This window comes from Plantibacter auratus, assembly GCF_050587365.1.
Taxonomy (GTDB): domain Bacteria; phylum Actinomycetota; class Actinomycetes; order Actinomycetales; family Microbacteriaceae; genus Plantibacter; species Plantibacter auratus.
Genome location: NZ_JBOBFV010000001.1, coordinates 812,819 through 828,806, shown reverse-complemented (window position 1 = coordinate 828,806; position 15,988 = coordinate 812,819). Strand labels below are relative to the sequence as shown.

Annotated in this window: 18 protein-coding genes and 1 other RNA gene; 16 read left to right on the top strand and 3 right to left on the bottom strand. The window is 68.2% G+C overall.

What is annotated here, in order from left to right; all coding sequences use genetic code 11:
- Window positions 1–2: 2 nt before the first annotated feature.
- Genes ACQ3HE_RS03865 through ACQ3HE_RS03850 form a run of 4 tightly spaced genes read left to right on the top strand, consistent with a single transcriptional unit; the run spans window position 3 to window position 1,527 of the window.
- Window positions 3–197, top strand: coding sequence for a hypothetical protein (locus ACQ3HE_RS03865; protein ID WP_430891389.1), 195 nt, complete (start codon window positions 3–5; stop codon window positions 195–197).
- Complete coding sequence (locus ACQ3HE_RS03860) at window positions 181–606, top strand: TadE family protein (protein ID WP_430891387.1); 426 nt, start codon at window positions 181–183, stop codon at window positions 604–606. The genes ACQ3HE_RS03865 and ACQ3HE_RS03860 overlap by 17 nt, the downstream gene beginning before the upstream one ends.
- Complete coding sequence (locus ACQ3HE_RS03855) at window positions 581–1,069, top strand: TadE family protein (RefSeq protein ID WP_430891385.1); 489 nt, start codon at window positions 581–583, stop codon at window positions 1,067–1,069. Before ACQ3HE_RS03860 ends, ACQ3HE_RS03855 begins: the two co-directional genes overlap by 26 nt.
- Window positions 1,070–1,122: 53 nt before the next feature.
- Window positions 1,123–1,527 (top strand): hypothetical protein, encoded by a 405-nt coding sequence (locus tag ACQ3HE_RS03850; protein ID WP_430891384.1) that lies wholly within the window; start codon window positions 1,123–1,125, stop codon window positions 1,525–1,527.
- Window positions 1,528–1,549: 22 nt separating this feature from the next.
- Here the strand turns inward: ACQ3HE_RS03850 and ACQ3HE_RS03845 are convergent, their stop codons facing one another.
- The gene (locus tag ACQ3HE_RS03845) at window positions 1,550–2,818 is read right to left on the bottom strand and encodes an MFS transporter (RefSeq protein WP_137241922.1); all 1,269 of its coding nucleotides are present in this window, start codon (window positions 2,816–2,818) and stop codon (window positions 1,550–1,552) included.
- 46 nt (window positions 2,819–2,864) lie between these two features.
- Here ACQ3HE_RS03845 and prfB point away from each other — a divergent pair, with 46 nt between their 5' ends.
- The 12 genes from prfB (at window position 2,865) to ACQ3HE_RS03785 (ending at window position 14,088) form a co-directional block, all read left to right on the top strand.
- Window positions 2,865–3,974: a peptide chain release factor 2 gene (gene prfB / locus ACQ3HE_RS03840; RefSeq protein ID WP_079705593.1), complete on the top strand. Its 1,110-nt coding sequence runs from the start codon at window positions 2,865–2,867 to the stop codon at window positions 3,972–3,974.
- A gap of 99 nt (window positions 3,975–4,073) precedes the next feature.
- Window positions 4,074–5,384 (top strand): cell division ATP-binding protein FtsE, encoded by a 1,311-nt coding sequence (gene ftsE, locus ACQ3HE_RS03835; protein WP_430891382.1) that lies wholly within the window; start codon window positions 4,074–4,076, stop codon window positions 5,382–5,384.
- Entirely contained in the window at window positions 5,381–6,295 is a 915-nt protein-coding gene (gene ftsX / locus ACQ3HE_RS03830; RefSeq protein ID WP_064296231.1) for a permease-like cell division protein FtsX, read from the top strand. The genes ftsE and ftsX overlap by 4 nt, the downstream gene beginning before the upstream one ends.
- Before the next feature lie 111 nt (window positions 6,296–6,406).
- Window positions 6,407–6,883 carry an SsrA-binding protein SmpB gene (gene smpB, locus ACQ3HE_RS03825; RefSeq protein WP_056007115.1) on the top strand — a complete coding sequence of 159 codons (477 nt, stop codon included), beginning with the start codon at window positions 6,407–6,409 and terminating at the stop codon, window positions 6,881–6,883.
- A 137-nt stretch (window positions 6,884–7,020) separates the two neighbouring features.
- Window positions 7,021–7,389: a transfer-messenger RNA gene (gene ssrA / locus ACQ3HE_RS03820) on the top strand.
- Between the two features lie 137 nt (window positions 7,390–7,526).
- Complete coding sequence (locus ACQ3HE_RS03815) at window positions 7,527–10,457, top strand: Na+/H+ antiporter subunit A (protein ID WP_430891381.1); 2,931 nt, start codon at window positions 7,527–7,529, stop codon at window positions 10,455–10,457.
- Window positions 10,454–10,933, top strand: a complete 480-nt coding sequence (locus ACQ3HE_RS03810; RefSeq protein WP_079705596.1) for an NADH-quinone oxidoreductase subunit K — start codon at window positions 10,454–10,456, stop codon at window positions 10,931–10,933. The genes ACQ3HE_RS03815 and ACQ3HE_RS03810 overlap by 4 nt, the downstream gene beginning before the upstream one ends.
- Window positions 10,930–12,498, top strand: a complete 1,569-nt coding sequence (locus ACQ3HE_RS03805; RefSeq protein ID WP_430891379.1) for a Na+/H+ antiporter subunit D — start codon at window positions 10,930–10,932, stop codon at window positions 12,496–12,498. The genes ACQ3HE_RS03810 and ACQ3HE_RS03805 overlap by 4 nt, the downstream gene beginning before the upstream one ends.
- Entirely contained in the window at window positions 12,498–13,067 is a 570-nt protein-coding gene (locus ACQ3HE_RS03800; RefSeq protein ID WP_192018169.1) for a Na+/H+ antiporter subunit E, read from the top strand. The genes ACQ3HE_RS03805 and ACQ3HE_RS03800 overlap by 1 nt, the downstream gene beginning before the upstream one ends.
- The gene (locus ACQ3HE_RS03795; protein WP_064296237.1) at window positions 13,067–13,330 is read left to right on the top strand and encodes an MrpF/PhaF family protein; all 264 of its coding nucleotides are present in this window, start codon (window positions 13,067–13,069) and stop codon (window positions 13,328–13,330) included. The genes ACQ3HE_RS03800 and ACQ3HE_RS03795 overlap by 1 nt, the downstream gene beginning before the upstream one ends.
- Complete coding sequence (mnhG, locus tag ACQ3HE_RS03790; protein WP_285027589.1) at window positions 13,327–13,704, top strand: monovalent cation/H(+) antiporter subunit G; 378 nt, start codon at window positions 13,327–13,329, stop codon at window positions 13,702–13,704. Before ACQ3HE_RS03795 ends, mnhG begins: the two co-directional genes overlap by 4 nt.
- A 15-nt stretch (window positions 13,705–13,719) precedes the next feature.
- The gene (locus tag ACQ3HE_RS03785; protein WP_430891377.1) at window positions 13,720–14,088 is read left to right on the top strand and encodes a DUF7882 family protein; all 369 of its coding nucleotides are present in this window, start codon (window positions 13,720–13,722) and stop codon (window positions 14,086–14,088) included.
- On the opposite strand, the gene ACQ3HE_RS03780 is transcribed toward ACQ3HE_RS03785, so the two are convergent.
- Window positions 14,085–15,068, bottom strand: coding sequence for a DNA topoisomerase IB (locus tag ACQ3HE_RS03780; RefSeq protein ID WP_192018166.1), 984 nt, complete (start codon window positions 15,066–15,068; stop codon window positions 14,085–14,087). The two genes, ACQ3HE_RS03785 and ACQ3HE_RS03780, sit on opposite strands and share 4 nt — an antisense overlap.
- A gap of 63 nt (window positions 15,069–15,131) precedes the next feature.
- Window positions 15,132–15,935: an inositol monophosphatase family protein gene (locus ACQ3HE_RS03775; RefSeq protein ID WP_229938626.1), complete on the bottom strand. Its 804-nt coding sequence runs from the start codon at window positions 15,933–15,935 to the stop codon at window positions 15,132–15,134.
- Between the last annotated feature and the right edge of the window lie 53 nt (window positions 15,936–15,988).

Sequence of the window (15,988 nt, the reverse complement as noted above, 5' to 3'; positions counted from 1 at the left end):
ACATGTCCTCCCCCTCCTTCCTCGACCGCACGCTCAACCGGAGTCGTTCCCTCCTCGCCGAGGAGCGCGGCGACGTCCCCGGCTGGGTCCTCATCACACTCATGACGGCCGGGCTCGTCCTCCTCATCTGGGGTGTCGCCGGTCCGGCGCTCACGCAGGTGTTCGAACAGGCCATCGACCGTGTCTCCGGCATCTGAGCCCGCGATCGGCGGATGGCGGACGCGGCTCGTGCGCGGCGAGGACGGATCAGCCGTCGCCGAGTTCGTGTTCGTCGGAGCGATCCTCACCGTCTTGATGATGTCCGTGGTCCAGCTCGCGCTCGCCCTCCACGTCCGGAACACGCTCATCGACGCGGCGGCGGAGGGTGCCCGGTTCGGAGCGCTGGCCGACACCGAACTGCTCGACGGCGCCGACCGAGCACGCCAGCTCATCGCCGTCGCCGTGGGGGAGGGCTACACGGGTGACGTCGGCGCCACGTTGGCCGATCATCGCGGAGCAAGCGTCGTCACCGTGACCGTCCGCGCACCGCTTCCGGTCGTGGGGTTGATCGGACTGCCCGGCGTCATGGAGGTGGAGGGTCATGCGGTCCTCGAGACACTCGAGTGATGAGCTGCGTCACCGACCGACCGCACTGGACGACGACGGATCGGCCTCCCTCGAGTTCATCACCGTCGGTCTGGTCCTCCTCGTGCCGATCGTCTATCTCATCGTCGCGCTCGCCGAGGTGCAGGCGGCGGTGCTCGCGGCCGGCGGGGCCGCGGCGCAGGCGGCGAAACTCTACGCGCGGGCCGACGACGACGCCACGGGTCGCGACCGCGTCGAGGACTCGCTCGCACTCGCACTGGACGACTTCGGGCTCGACCGGTCCCAGTCGTCCGTCACCCTCGACTGTGCACCAGCCGGTCTCCCGTGCGGGCAGCGCGGCGGCGCCGTCACGGTCACCGTCGACATCCTCGTCGTCCTACCGCTGATGCCCGACATCGTCGGCGTCCAGGCGGCGGTCCCCGTGACCGGCGCGGCGACGGCGCCGATCTCCCGGTTCGACGACCGGTTCAGTGAGGCGGAATGAGGGTGCCGGGCGGACGCCGACGTCCGGACCTCGGCGAGGAGGACGGGTCCACCATGCTCCTGACGATCGGATTCGCCGTCGTGGCGCTCGCCGTGGTCCTCGTCGGGAGCGCCGCCACATCCTTGTACGTGGAGCACAAGCGGCTCCTCGACCTCGCCGACCGACTGGCAGCGACCGCCGCGGAGTCCTTCTCCATCGACGACGTCACGATGCAGCCCGACGGGACCGTCCGACCCGTCCTCGATGACGACTCGGTCCGGTCGAGTGCACGCGACGACCTCATCACCGGCGGTGCGGGTGCGCTTACCGGTGTCGAGATCGTCGCGGCGCGGACCCCGGACGGCCGGAGCGCGGAGGTCTCGCTGGCGTCGGATTGGCGGCCACCGATGCTGACGCTGTTCGTCCCGCAGGGCCTCCGGATCGAGGCGACCGCGAATGCGCGCAGTGTCTTCTGGTGAGGGCGGACGGAGTTGCCGACGATCAGGGGAACGGGCGCGTGCCGCGATCGATGAAGCGGGGGATGAACCGGAAGAGGAGGAACGCGCCGATGAGCCCGACACCGCCGATGGTGCCGGCGGCGAGGGAGATCGACGCAGCCGCGGTGATCCCGGACATCGCCAGGGGAGCTGCGGCGGTGCCCGCGTCGCCCAGGAAGCGATAGGCGCCGAGGAACGGCGCGGGACGGTCCGGTGGCGCGAGGTCGGAGCCGAGGGTCATGAGGATGCCGCTACCGAGCCCGTTGGACAGTGCCAGCACGAGCGCGACGGCGATGAACCAGACCCGCGCCTCGTCGAGGTCGTGCGTGAAGGCCAGGACGATGAACCCGGAGCCCAGCCCGATCATCGACGGGACGGCGGTCCAGATCCGCCCCCAGCGGTCCATCACCTGACCGCTGGCGTAGAAGAGGGCGAACTCCACCGCGCCGACGACGCCGATGATGAGCGCCGTGTCCGTCTCCGAGACGCCGATGCTCACGGCCCACAGGGGAAGCAGGACTGCGCGGCAGGAGCGCAGGGCGCCGACGAGTGCGGCGGTCGTCCCCATCCTGGTGAGGACGGCGCCGTGCGCGCGGATCGAAGCGATGAGGCCGCTCGACTCCTCGGACGCGAGCTCTTCTCCCTCGGTCCGCTCCTCGCCGTCGGCGGTGCGCGTCGACGGCGGTCGCCCGAACATCTCCGCCGGGTCGGGGAGGACGAGCAGGGTGACCGCCGACCCGGCACAGCAGATCACCATCACCCAGAACGCCGCCTGCGACGTTCCGGTGAGGTGGATGACGCCCGCCGCGAGGAACGGGCCGATGAACGTGCCGGCGCGGAAGACACCGCCGAGTGAGGAGAGTGCCCTCGCCCGGTACCGCATCGGCACGTACGTCGTCATGAACGCGTGCCGGGCCAGCCCGAACACGGCGGTCGCGAGCCCGATGCAGAAGATGCCGACGGCGAGGACGAACGGATTCGGCGAGATGGCCGCCGTCGCGACACCGACGACCGCGAGCAGCGCCGCCCACATCATCGCGAAGCGTTCGCCGATCCGACTGACGATCCACCCGGACGGGACGTCGCCGACGAGTTCGCCGAGCATGATGAGCGAGGAGATGACTCCGGCGACGGCGAGCGTCGCCCCCAGGTTCCCGGCGACGGCCGGGATGATCGGGATGATGGCGCCTTCACCGATCGAGAACAACAGTGTGGGGAGGAAGACCGAGACGGCCACGGAGCGCAGCTGGAACGGGCGTTCGTCGGAAGTCATCCCCTCGATCGTACGCCCGCGGCCCTGCGCGGTAGGCTGAAGCCAAATGTTTGACTTGGACCTCTCCACACAGATCAGTACCCTCCGCTCGACCTTCGACGACATCCGCACCGTCGTCGATGTCGACCGTCTCGAAGCCGAGATCGCGACGCTGAGCGAGCAGGCGGGTGCCCAGGATCTCTGGGACGACACGACGAACGCGCAGAAGGTGACGAGCGCCCTCAGCCACCGGCAGTCCGAGCTCGCCCGCATCACCAGCATCGCGAACCGGCTCGACGACCTCGAGGTGCTCATCGAACTCGCGACCGACGCCCAGGACGAGGAGTCGGCCGAAGAGGCCCGCCAGGAGCTCATCAGCCTGCAGAAGGTGCTCGGCGACCTCGAGGTGCAGACGCTGCTGAGCGGCGAGTACGACCCGCGCCCCGCAGTCGTCACCATCCGCGCCGGTGCCGGCGGTGTGGACGCCGCCGACTTCGCCGACATGCTGTTCCGCATGTACCTGCGGTGGGCCGAGCAGCACAAGTACCCGGTCACCGTCATGGATACGAGCTACGCGGAGGAGGCCGGCATCAAGTCGGCCACCTTCGAGGTCGACGCACCGTACGCCTTCGGCACGTTGAGCGTCGAGGCGGGCACGCACCGCCTGGTGCGCATGAGCCCCTTCGGTGCCGCCGGAAAGCGACAGACGAGCTTCGCCGCCGTCGAGGTCATCCCGCTCATGGAGGAGACGGAGATCGTCGAGATCCCCGAGTCGGACATCCGTGTCGACGTCTTCCGGTCCAGCGGCCCTGGGGGACAGTCGGTCAACACCACCGACTCCGCCGTTCGCATCACCCACCTGCCGACCGGCACGGTCGTCTCGATGCAGAACGAGAAGAGCCAGATCCAGAACCGCGCCGCGGCGATGCGCGTGCTCCAGTCGCGACTCCTCCTCATCCAGAAGGAGCAGGAGGCCGCGACGAAGAAGGAGCTGGCCGGCACCATCACGGCGAGCTGGGGCGACCAGATGCGTTCCTACGTGCTCGCGCCGTACCAGATGGTCAAGGACCTGCGCACGGAGCACGAGCAGGGGAACCCCGCAGCGGTGTTCGACGGCGATCTCGACGGGTTCATCGCCGCGGGCATCCGCTGGCGGTCGATGTCGAAGCCGGAGTAGCGCAGCGCGGCATAGTGTTCGCCCAGCCCTCGTACAGGGTACGGATCGCGGGCGTGTCCTGCCCGTAATCGGCAGGTCGCTCCTTAAGCTCAAGGAGCCATGATTCGGTTTGATCACATCTCCAAGAAGTATCCGGGAACCTCGCGTCCCGCGCTCAACGACGTCGATTTCGAGATCCTCCGGGGAGAGTTCATCTTCCTCGTCGGTGCCTCGGGGTCGGGGAAGTCGAGCTGCCTCCGCCTGATGCTCAAGGAGGACAAGCCGAGCAAGGGCAAGATCCATGTGCTCGGCCACGACCTCGGTTCCATCTCGAACCGCAAGGTGCCGTACTTCCGGCGCAGCCTCGGGGTCGTGTTCCAGGACTTCCGACTGCTGCCGAGCAAGACGGTCTACCAGAACGTCGCCTTCACCCTCCAGGTGATCGGCAAGTCGCGCGGCTTCGTCCAGGAGGCCGTCCCCGACGTCCTCAAGATGGTCGGACTCGACGGCAAGGCGCAGCGCCTGCCGCACGAGCTGTCCGGTGGTGAGCAGCAGCGCGTCGCCATCGCCCGCGCGATCGTCAACAAGCCGCAGATCCTGCTCGCCGACGAACCGACCGGTAACCTCGACCCCGCCACCAGCGCCGGCATCATGCAGTTGCTGGAACGCATCAACGCCGGTGGGACGACGGTCGTCATGGCCACGCACGAGGCCGGCTTCGTCGACCAGATGCAGCGTCGGGTGATCGAGCTGCAGGACGGCCAGATCGTCCGTGACGAACGCCACGGTGGATACGGCACGACCGCGGCCATCCCGGGGCTCGTCAGAGGATCCTCCAAGGCTGCCGCCCCGTCGGCACAGACCGCTCCCGCTACGGCCTCGACCCCGGTCGCACCCGCCGTCGAGACCTCGTCGGTTCCGGTGAAGACCACGACCTCGTCCGTCGCTGCCAGCTCCGAGCCCACGACGAGTGCCGTGGCCGCAGCCGCGGTCGCCGCAACCGCGGCCACGCCGACAGCTGCAGCCGCACCGACCGCGCCCGCCGCGGTCTCGCGCGAGACCACGCCGCAGGCCGACACCGACGAGGTCGTCACCCGGGTGTCCGGCTCGACGCCGATCCAGGAACCGGCCGCAGCACCCGTCGCAGAGCCTGAGACGCCGGCGACCCGAGCCGAGGAATCGACACCGGAAGCGCCCGAGGCCGAGCCGACGACGCCGGAAGCGGAGCCCGCCGTGCCACCGGCGGCCGCGGTCCCGGAGGTCGCGCCTCCACAACGCCTGAGCAACGCCACGGGCCCCATCGGGCTCCCGGCACGCAACGAGATCGACCCCATCGAGGTCGAACACCTGTCGCTCGCCGAGCGACTCGGCCTGCGTGCCGCGGCGCGCGGCACTGAAGACGGAGAGCAGAACGTGGGGCCGACCAAGTGAGACTCGCACTGATCTGGTCCGAGGTCTGGAACGGCCTGCGTCGCAACGTCTCGATGGTCGTCTCCGTCGTGCTCGTGACGTTCATCTCGCTCACCTTCGTCGGTACGGCCGTCCTGCTGCAGATGCAGATCGGCCAGATGAAGAACTACTGGTACGACCGCGCACAGGTCGCGATCTACCTCTGCACCGCCGACAGCGCGGGCGACACCTGCGCCGCCGGCGCCGCGACCGAGGAGCAGCGCGCCGCCGTCCAGAGCGCCCTGGAGTCGTCGACCCTCGCGCCCTTCGTGGACAAGTTCTACTTCGAGGACCAGGCGCAGGCGTTCACGAACTTCCAAGAGCAGTTCAAGGGCAACGACATCGCACAGTTCGTCACGGCGGACCAGCTGCCCGAGACCTTCTGGGTGAACATGAAGGACGCCTCGCAGTCCGACGTGCTCGTCGAGGCGTTCTCCGGCGTCGCGGGCGTGGAGCAGGTGACGGATCAACGCCAGTACCTCGACCAGATCTTCTCGGTCCTGAACATCGCCAGTTACACGGCGATCGGGATCGCAGCACTCATGCTGGTCGCCGCAGCCCTGCTGATCGCGACGACCATCCGATTGTCGGCGTACTCGAGACGCCGAGAGCTCGGCATCATGCGATTGGTCGGTGCATCGAACCGGTTCATCCAGACACCGTTCATCCTCGAGGGTGTGTTCGCCGCGCTCATCGGCTCCATCCTCGCGGCCGGGGCGGTGATCACCATCGTCCAGGTGTTCGTCCAGGGATACCTGGCGGACCGCATGCGGTACGTCAACTTCGTCGATCTCGGTGACGCCTTCGTGGTCCTCCCGATCCTGCTGCTCGTCGGCGTGCTGTTGGCGGCGATCTCGGCCAACTTCGCGATCTCGCGATACCTCAAGGTCTAGCGGGGAGGCAGTGCGGCCACCGCACCGCTCGCTCTGCGTTAGACTGACAGGCTGCCGCGATCGCGGCCGGTCCGTTCCGATGGATCCGAACCAGAACGTCAGGAGTACACCGTGCCGAGGGAACGGGGCGAGAACGTCGTGGCCACGAACCGCAAGGCCCGCCACGACTACACGATCGAGGACACCTACGAGGCCGGCATGGTCTTGACGGGTACCGAGGTGAAGTCGCTGCGAGCCGGGCGGGCGTCGCTCGTCGACGGGTACGCCTTCATCGACCGCCGTGAGGCGTGGCTCGACGCGGTACACATCCCCGAGTACGGCCAGGGCACGTGGACGAACCACCCGCCGCGGCGCAAGCGCAAGCTGCTGCTGCACCGCGAGCAGATCGACAAGATCGCTCACAAGATCGCCCCCGGTGGTTTCACCCTCGTGCCGTTGAAGATCTACTTCAAGGACGGCAAGGCCAAGGTGGAGATCGCCGTGGCGAAGGGCAAGAAGGAATACGACAAGCGGCATGCCTTGCGCGAGAAGCAGGACACCCGTGAGGCCGCGCGTGCGATGGCCACCAGGAACCGTCTCGGCGAATAGGTGACAGGCGCCACCTCGGCGCGGTACACTTGAAAGCTGCACCGCAAGGTGCTCGTCCACCGCTCGCGGTGGATTGACAACTCGACAGCGTGTGACAACGACCCTCTTCGCCTCGTACTCCGAGGCGCTGAGTCCATGGGGATGATCGGTTTCGACATTGCCTGCGAAACTGCGAGAAGCGGGTCGAGGATGCAGGGTTATCTCGTTAACGATCTCTGCAAAACAACAAGTGCCAACTCTAAGCGCACTGACTTCGCCCTCGCTGCTTAAGCGAGCCCGATAGTCCGTCAGACCGAGCGTGTCCCCGTCTCGGATCCTGGCGTCATCTAGGGGACTTGCTGGATGACGGAGCCGCGACGTCATCCGGGACTTTTCTTCGGCTGGGCCCGTCGACCAAGATGCCCTTGTCAATGGTCGGGGCCGAGTAGAACGTGTTAAGGGATACGCCCGTAGAAGGCGCAGAATCACAGCAGTGGACGGGGGTTCAATTCCCCCCATCTCCACTCCGGACGTTGTCACACGCTGCCGAGTCGACGACAGGCCCTCGCCCTGGCGGGGGCCTGTCGTCGTTCCTGGGGTCGGAGGGGTACCGACGGGCTGCTAACCTGGGAGTCCAGAGGCCGCCACCACCCGGGAGACCTGCATGGCGACAATCCTGCTTGTTTTTGCTGCGATCGCCGTCGCCACGCCCACACTCACTCGAGTGCTGTCGACGAAGGTCTTCTACGTCATCGCGTGTATGCCGGCGGCGGCATTCGTCTGGACGCTCTTCCAAACCGGCACGGTCACGGCCGGCGGCACGGTCGTCGAGACGATCGAGTGGATCCCGCAACTGAGCATCGCGCTCTCGTTCCGGATGGACACGCTCGCCTGGCTGCTGTCTCTCGTCGTCACCGGCGTCGGTGCCCTCGTGCTGCTCTACTGCGGCCGCTACTTCTCCTCGACCGAGCCTGGCCTCGGTCGCTTCGCCGCGCTCCTCTTCGCCTTCGCCGGCACGATGTTCGGCCTCGTGACCGCCGACGACATCATCGTCATGTTCATGTTCTGGGAGATCACGAGTGTGCTCTCCTACCTGCTCATCGGGCACTACACCGATCGCAAGGAGAGTCGCGGTGCCGCGCTCCAGGCGCTCCTGGTGACGACCTTCGGCGGGCTCGTCATGCTCGTGGGCGTCATCATGATCTCCGTGCAGGCGCAGAGCACCTCGCTCGCCTCGATCGTCGAGCAGGGTCTGACCGGCCCCGCGACCACCGTCGCCATCCTCCTCATCCTCGTCGGCGCGATCTCGAAGTCGGCGCTCGTGCCGTTCCACTTCTGGCTGCCGGCCGCGATGGCCGCACCGACGCCCGTGAGCGCATACCTGCACGCTGCGGCGATGGTGAAGGCCGGGATATACCTCGTCGCGAGACTCGCTCCCGGTTACGCCGACACCCCGGGTTGGGACGCGATGCTCGTCGGCCTGGGCGTCCTCACCATGGTCGCCGGTGCCTGGCGGTCGCTGCGTCAGTACGACCTCAAGCTGGTCCTGGCCTACGGGACGGTGAGCCAACTCGGATTCCTCATGGTCATCTCGGGGTACGGCACCCGCGATTCGGCCCTGGCCGCCGTCGCGCTCCTGCTCGCCCACGCCATCTACAAGGCGGCGCTCTTCCTCGTCGTCGGCATCATCGACCACCGCGCTGGGACGCGTGACTGGAGGCATCTCTCCGGTCTCGGGCGTCAGACGCCGGTGCTCGCCGTCATCGCGGCGATCGCGGTCGCGTCGATGGCCGGCATCCCACCGCTCTTCGGGTTCGTCGCGAAGGAGGCCGTCTTCACCTCGCTGCTGGAGGGCGCGCTCGAGGGCGACGTGTGGGGTTGGATCGCGATCGTCGGGACCGCCGTCGGGTCCGTGTTGACCGTCGCGTACAGCGCCCGGTTCCTCTGGGGCGCCTTCGGAGACCGGCGCGGCGCCGCGCCGACCGAACTGCATGCCGAATCCGGAACGATCATGATCGCGCCGGGCATCCTCGCCGTCGCGACCATCGCTCTCGGCTTCGCGACCAAGCCCATCGATACGGTGCTCGCGCCCTACGCGGACTCCGTGGGGGAGGGCGACTACCACCTCGCGCTCTGGCACGGCCTCGAGCCGGCGCTCGGCATCTCGGCCGTCGTCGTGCTGCTCGGTCTGCTGCTCTTCCGCTGGAGGCTCCCGGTCGCGCGTCTGCAGGACCGCCTGCCACCCCTCATCGACTCCTCGAAGGGGTACTGGGCGGCGACCCAGGGCATCGACCGGCTCTCCGCGAAGGTCACCCTGTTCGCCCAGCGCGGCGGGCTCGTCCAGTACCTGTCCACCATCCTCGTGGTCTTCGTCCTGACCCTCGGCACGATCGCCCTCCTCGGGCGCGCCTGGCCGAGTGAGATCCGGCTGTGGGACTACCCCGCCCAGGTGGCCATCGCCTTCATCATGGCGACCGCGGCGATCGCGGCCGCCCGGGCGAAGCAGCGCATGGCCGCCGTGCTGCTCGTCGGCGTCACCGGCTTCGGGCTCGTCGCACTGTTCGCCCTGCACGGCGCTCCCGACCTCGCGCTGACCCAGGCCCTCGTCGAGACGATCACGATCGTGGTGTTCGTCCTCGTGCTCCGCCGACTCCCGGCCAAGATCGCCCAGCGCAACGCCCCAGTCCACCGCGTCCGTCGCGTCGTCATCGGGACATTGACCGGCCTGGTCATGGGGCTCATCGGGATCATCGCCCTGGGCGCCCGACAGGCCGAGAGCATCGCGACCGAGCTACCCAGGCTCGCCGTCGAGGAGGGCCACGGCAAGAACATCGTCAACGTCATGCTCGTCGACATCCGGGCCTGGGACACCATGGGCGAGATCTCCGTGCTCGTCGTGGTGGCCACCGGTATCGCGAGCCTGCTCTTCGTCTCACAGCGTGGCGCCGAGGTCCCGCGCCTCAGCGGTGCGCGGCGTCGACGGATCCCGGGCCTCCGATCCCAGGTCGTGTCGGACCCCCACCTCGCGGACAGCGAGATGGAGGCACCTCGCGACGCGGTGGGTCGGCACTCGTGGCTCATCGGTGGCCGGGCGATCGCCGAGGCGAACCGTTCGATCCTCCTCGAGGTCCTCGTGCGGCTCCTCTTCCACCCGGCGATCGTCGTCTCCGTCTTCCTGCTCTTCGTCGGCCACAACGAGCCCGGCGGCGGCTTCGCCGGCGGTCTGCTCGCCGGCCTCGCGCTCGTGATGCGGTATCTCGCCGGCGGACGCTACGAGCTCGGCGAAGCCGTGCCGATCGATGCGGGCAAGGTGCTCGGCGTCGGACTGCTGCTCGCGGTGGGGACGGCCGTCGGTTCACTGTTCTTCGGCGGTGAGGCGCTCCAGTCCGCGTACTTCTCGGCCGACGTCCCGATCCTCGGACACCTCTCGTTCGGCACGTCCAGCATCTTCGACATCGGCGTCTACCTCGTTGTCGTCGGACTGGCGCTCGACATCCTGCGCAGTCTCGGGGCCGAGGTCGACCGTCAACAGGAGGAAGCCGACATCGACGAGCAGAGTACGGACGAGTTCTCGGCGAGTGAGGCCGAGCAATGAGCGCCTCACTGACCCTCGTCGTCCTGATGGCCGTCATGTACGGCACCGGGGTGTACGTCATGCTCGAGCGGAGCCTCACCCGGTTCCTCATCGGGTTCGTGCTCGTCGGCAACGCGACGAACCTCCTCATCCTGATCATGAGCGGCCCGAGCGGTACCGCACCGCTCGTCACGGGCACCGCCTCCGACGACCGCATGGTCGATCCGGTGCCGCAGGTGCTCATGCTCACGGCCATCGTCATCAACTTCGGTGTGACCGCCTTCATCCTGGCCCTCATCTACCGGACCTGGTGGTTGGCACAGCTCGGCGACGAGGGCGACACCCTCAGCGACGAGCACGCCGACGACACCGAGGCGGCGACGGAGGCGGTCTTCAACCAGGTCGACCTGGACGACGAGGCCATCCAACGGGTCCTCGACGAGAGCAACGAGCACGGTGACGACAGCCACACGACCAGGAAGGGGGCAGGCGAATGAACGCACTCGTCCCGCTCGTGGTCATGATCCCGCTGATCGGTTCGGCGATCGCGCTCATGTTCCGCAACCGCCGCAAGACGCAGGTGGCGATCAGCGTCGTCGCGCTCACCGCGGTGACCGTGATCAGTGCGATCCTGCTCGCGGCCGTCGACCAGAGCGGCACGATCGTCGTCGAGCTGGGCGGCTGGTCCCCGCCGTGGGGGATCGTGCTCGTCGTCGACCGGCTGTCCGCGATCATGCTGCTCGTCGCAGCCCTGATGCTGCTGGGCGTCCTCATCTTCGCCATCGGTCAGGGCATCGTCGACGGCGACCGCGAGACGCCGGTGTCGATCTTCCACCCGACGTACCTGGTCCTGGCGGCCGGGCTGTTCGACGCCTTCGTCGCGGGCGACCTCTTCAACATGTACGTCGGCTTCGAGATGCTCCTCGCCTCCAGCTACGTCCTCCTCACCCTGGGCGGCACCGGAGCGCGGATCCGCGCCGGCGTCACCTACATCGTCATCAGCCTCATGTCGTCGCTGCTCTTCGTCGCCGCGATCGCCCTCATCTACGGCGCGACGGGCACGGTGACGATCGCCCTCGTGGCAGACCGGGTGCGCGACCTGCCGATGGAGGTGCAGGCGATCCTCTGCGCTGCGCTGCTCCTCGGGTTCGCGGTGAAGGCGGCGGTGTTCCCGCTCTCGTTCTGGTTGCCCGACTCCTACCCGACCGCGCCGGCGCCGGTCACGGCGGTGTTCGCGGGCCTGCTGACGAAGGTGGGTGTGTACGCGATCATCCGGACCGACACGCTCATCTTCAAGGACGTGCCGCTGGCGACACCGTTGATGGTCATCGCCTTCCTGACCCTGCTCATCGGCATCTTCGGCGCGGTCGCCCAGGCCGACATCAAACGACTGTTGTCGTTCACCCTCGTGAGCCACATCGGCTACATGATCTTCGGCATCGCCGTCGGCGGGGTCGCCGGGACCGCCGCGACGATCTACTACATCGTCCACCACATCGTCGTCCAGACCACGCTGTTCCTCACCACCGGTCTCGTCGAGCGGATCGGTGGGACGACCTCCATCTCCCGCCTCGGCGGTATCCTGAAGGCCTCGCCGATCGTCGGCGTGCTGTTCTTCATCGGAGCGATGGACCTCGGCGGCATCCCGCCGTTCTCGGGCTTCCTCGGCAAGATCGGGCTGTTCCAGGCGGGTGTCGCCCTGGGCGACCCGCTGTCGTACATCCTCATCGCCGCCGGAGCCGCGACCTCGCTCCTGACCCTGTACGCCCTGGCGCGCGTGTGGAACATGGGCTTCTGGCGTGGGAAGGACGAGGTCGCCGGATACTCCTCGCCGTTGCTCGACCAGCTCGCGGAGAGCCCCGAGGACTCTGGCTCGGTCGACACCAAGACCATCTCGCGCCCGATGATCGGCGCCACGACCGGCATGGTCGCGTTGACCCTCGCCCTGACGGTCTTCGCGGGGCCGCTCTTCGGACTGGCCACGCGCGCGGCGGAGAACATCGAGGACCCGGACAACTACATCACCGCGGTCTTCCCCGACGGAACGGAGCACCTGAAGTAATGCAACCGTCACGTCGTCGCGCCCTGTTCAGCCAGGCCCTCCTCCTGGCCGGACTCATCCTGCTCTGGTGTCTCCTGTGGGGGATGTTCGACCTGCTCACCCTCGTGACCGGCCTCGGGGTCGCGTTGCTGGTGTCGTTCCTGTTCTACCTGCCGGCCGTCGAACTGAGCGGCCGCATCAACCTCTGGCGGACCGCGATCTTCCTGGGCAAGCTCCTCGTCGACATCGTGCGGGCGAGTGCGGAGATCGCGTGGCTCGTCCTCAAGCCGAGGTTCCGCTCCAGTAACGCGGTGATCGCGGTCCGTCTGCGCACGACCTCCGACCTCATCATGAGTTGGACGGCCGAGGCGGTCTCGATCGTCCCCGGCTCGATCGTGGTCGACCTCGACCGCACGGCCTCGACGCTCTACCTGCACGCGTTGAACGTGCATGACGACGCCGACATCGACGAGGTCATCGCCGAAGTCCTCGGAACGGAGCGACGGCTCATCCTCGCGATCGGTTCCCGCGCCGAGGCGGACGCACTCCGCCATGACCACGACCACGTCTCGATCGGAAGGGGGCAGTGATGCTCGTCGTGATCATCATCGTCTCCGTGCTGTTCGGTGCCGCGGCCCTCGCGGCGGTCTACCGGATCATCCGCGGGCCGAGCCTCCTCGACCGCGTGATCGCCTCCGACGTGCTCGTCGCCACCGTCATGTGCGCGATCGGGGCCGAGATGGCGATCAACCGTCACACGGACGGCCTGCCGGTCCTCCTGGCACTCGCGATGTTCGCGATCGTCGGCTCGGTCAGCGTCGCCCGCTTCATGTCGAAGCAGGACGACGCATGACCGGCGAGCTGATCCGCGACATCGTCACCGGGGCCCTCGTGCTCGTCGGGGCGATCATGTGCTTCGCCGCCGGCGTCGGCCTCCTGCGCTTCCCCGACGTGTTGTCCCGCCTGCACGCGGCGACCAAGCCGCAGATCCTCGGGCTCATCGCGATCATGGCGGACGTCGCCGTCTCGAGCCCGACGGTCGGGACCATCACGATCGCGATCGCGATCATCGTGTTCCAGAGCCTCACCGCGCCGATCTCCGCGCACATGGTCGCCCGGGCGGCCTACCGGAGCGGCAACTTCGACGAGGCCATCCTCGTCCGCGACGAGCTTGCGGGACGCGAAGAACTCGGCGAGGAACGACATCCCGGCCACACGCCCGAATAGCGGCACAATGTCCCCATGGGAATGCTCATCTACGGGTCCGGCGACGAGTACGAGATCGAAGACCGTGCGCTCGCGCACTTGAAGGCCGTCATCGGGGCGAAGCTGCGCCGACAGGAGAGTTTCTTCCTCAGTTGGGCGAACGATCCCGAACACGGTTCGGGACGACGGTCGCTCTGGTTGTCCCCGAGCATCCCGCTGCAGTTCCGCTTCTTCGGGAGCCGCCCGCCGGAACTCAACCGCGCGTGGCTCGAGGTCCTCTCGGATTCATCGCACACCCCGCGAGGGCTGCAGCTCATCCCGGAGTCCGAGGTCGAGGGGCACCTCGCGGGGAACGGGGCGTCGCGCGACGTGGGCACCGAGTCCCACGACCAGGATCACGGCTAGGACGGGTCGTCCGTCCCCACGAGCAGGACGCGGAGCGCCGTCTCCGGTGAGCCGCGACCGTCCGGTGGGATCGTCTCGCCGTGCGTGTAGCGATCGACGACCCGAGGGTCGACGTAGCTGGACTTCGCGATCGCCGGGGTGTTGCCGAGGACCGCTGCTGCGTCGCGCATGGCCTGTGCGAGGACCTTCGAGCGTGCCGTCTTGCTCTGCACGGGTCCGGCCTTCGCCAGGCTCTCCGCGGCCGCGACGGTGCCGTGCAGCGTCCGGAAGTCCTTCGCGGTGAACTCGCCGTTCGTCTGCGCCCGGACGTAGTCGTTGATCTGGCTCGCCTGGAGGTGGCGCCACCGGTTCCCGTCCTTCCACGCCAGGAGGCGGGCGTGCGGTCCACGGCGCTTCAAGGAGCGGATGAGCGAGGCCAGGTCGGCGTCGACGATGTCGGACTCCCAGGGCTGTCCGCTCTTCGCCGGGAACTTCAGCGCGACGGTGTCGCCGCTCACGCGCGCGTGCGCACCCTCGAGGGTCGACAGACCGTGACTGCCGTTGGCCTCCGCGTACTGCTCACCGCCCACGCGCAGGGAGCCGGTGTCGAGCATGCGGAACGCGCCGGCCGACACCCGTGCCAGCGGGTATCCCTCGAGCCGGAGGTCCCGGGTGACCCGACCTCGCGCGGCAGGGAGCGCCTCGGCGAGGGCCAGGGCTCGGTCGAACTTGCTGCGGTCCTGACGCTCGCGCCACGACGGGTGATAGAGGTACTGCCGTCGCCCGGCCGCATCGATCCCGGTCGCCTGGATGTGCCCGTTCGCGTAGGGGGTGATCCAGACCTCGTTCCACGCGGGAGGGACCACCAGGCCGTCGATCCGGGCTCGGATCTCCTGATCGTCGAGGAGCGAACCGTCCGGCAACCGGTAGCTGAAACCGCGCCCGGATCGAACCCGTCGGATGCCCTGTCCGTTCACGTCGCTGCGCCTCAGTCGTACCATCCGCCCAGCGTACGACGCGGCCGGATCCCGCTCGGCGGGCTTGCGCGGTGCCGTGCGCTCGTGTCAGCCGACGGGTGGCAGCTCGGCGAGGAAGGCGTCGTGCAGGCGCCCGTTCGTCGCGAGGGAGCTCCGCGTGGAGATGGTCTCGATACCGTCGATGTCCGTGAAGCGACCGCCGGCCTCGAGGACGATCGGCACGTGGGCGCCCAGGTCGTACTCCTGCACGCCGAATTCGGCCACGGCGTCGATCGAGCCCTCTGCGAGGAGCATGTAGGGCCACATGTCACCGATGGCCCGATCGCGCCACAGGGAGCCGCACAGGGCCAGCAGCTGGGGGATCCGCCCGACCGAGGCCCACTGCGCGATGCTCTGGAAGCTGAAGGACGCATCGGCGAGGTCGGAGACCCCCGAGACGGACAGCCGGCGCGGGGTGGTCTCGCCGAACCGGATGCCCCACGCACCGTGCCCGATGGCACCCCACCAGCGGGCGTGCATGGCGGGTGCGCTCACAACGCCGACGACAGGCACGCCGTCGACGGCGAGGGAGATGAGCGTCGCCCAGTTCGAGACACCGCGGAGGAAGTTCGCCGTTCCGTCGATCGGGTCGATGATCCACTGTCGATCCGTCGGGCCCTGCGCGCCGTACTCCTCACCGAACACGCCGTCGTCCGGGCGCTCGGTCTCGAGGATGCCGCGGATGGCGCGTTCGACGGCGAGGTCGGCGTCCGTGACGTGCGAGCGGTCCGGCTTGGTGGAGACTTCGAGGTCGCGAGCCTCGAAGCGGTCCATCGCGATGCGGTCGGCCGCGTCGGCGAGCCGGAGCGCGAGATCGAGGTCGGCGGGGGAGACGGTCACGGGTTCGGTCACCTCTCCAGGATAGGGTCGCGCGGGGCTGATCGAACGACGCTCGAGGGGCTGAA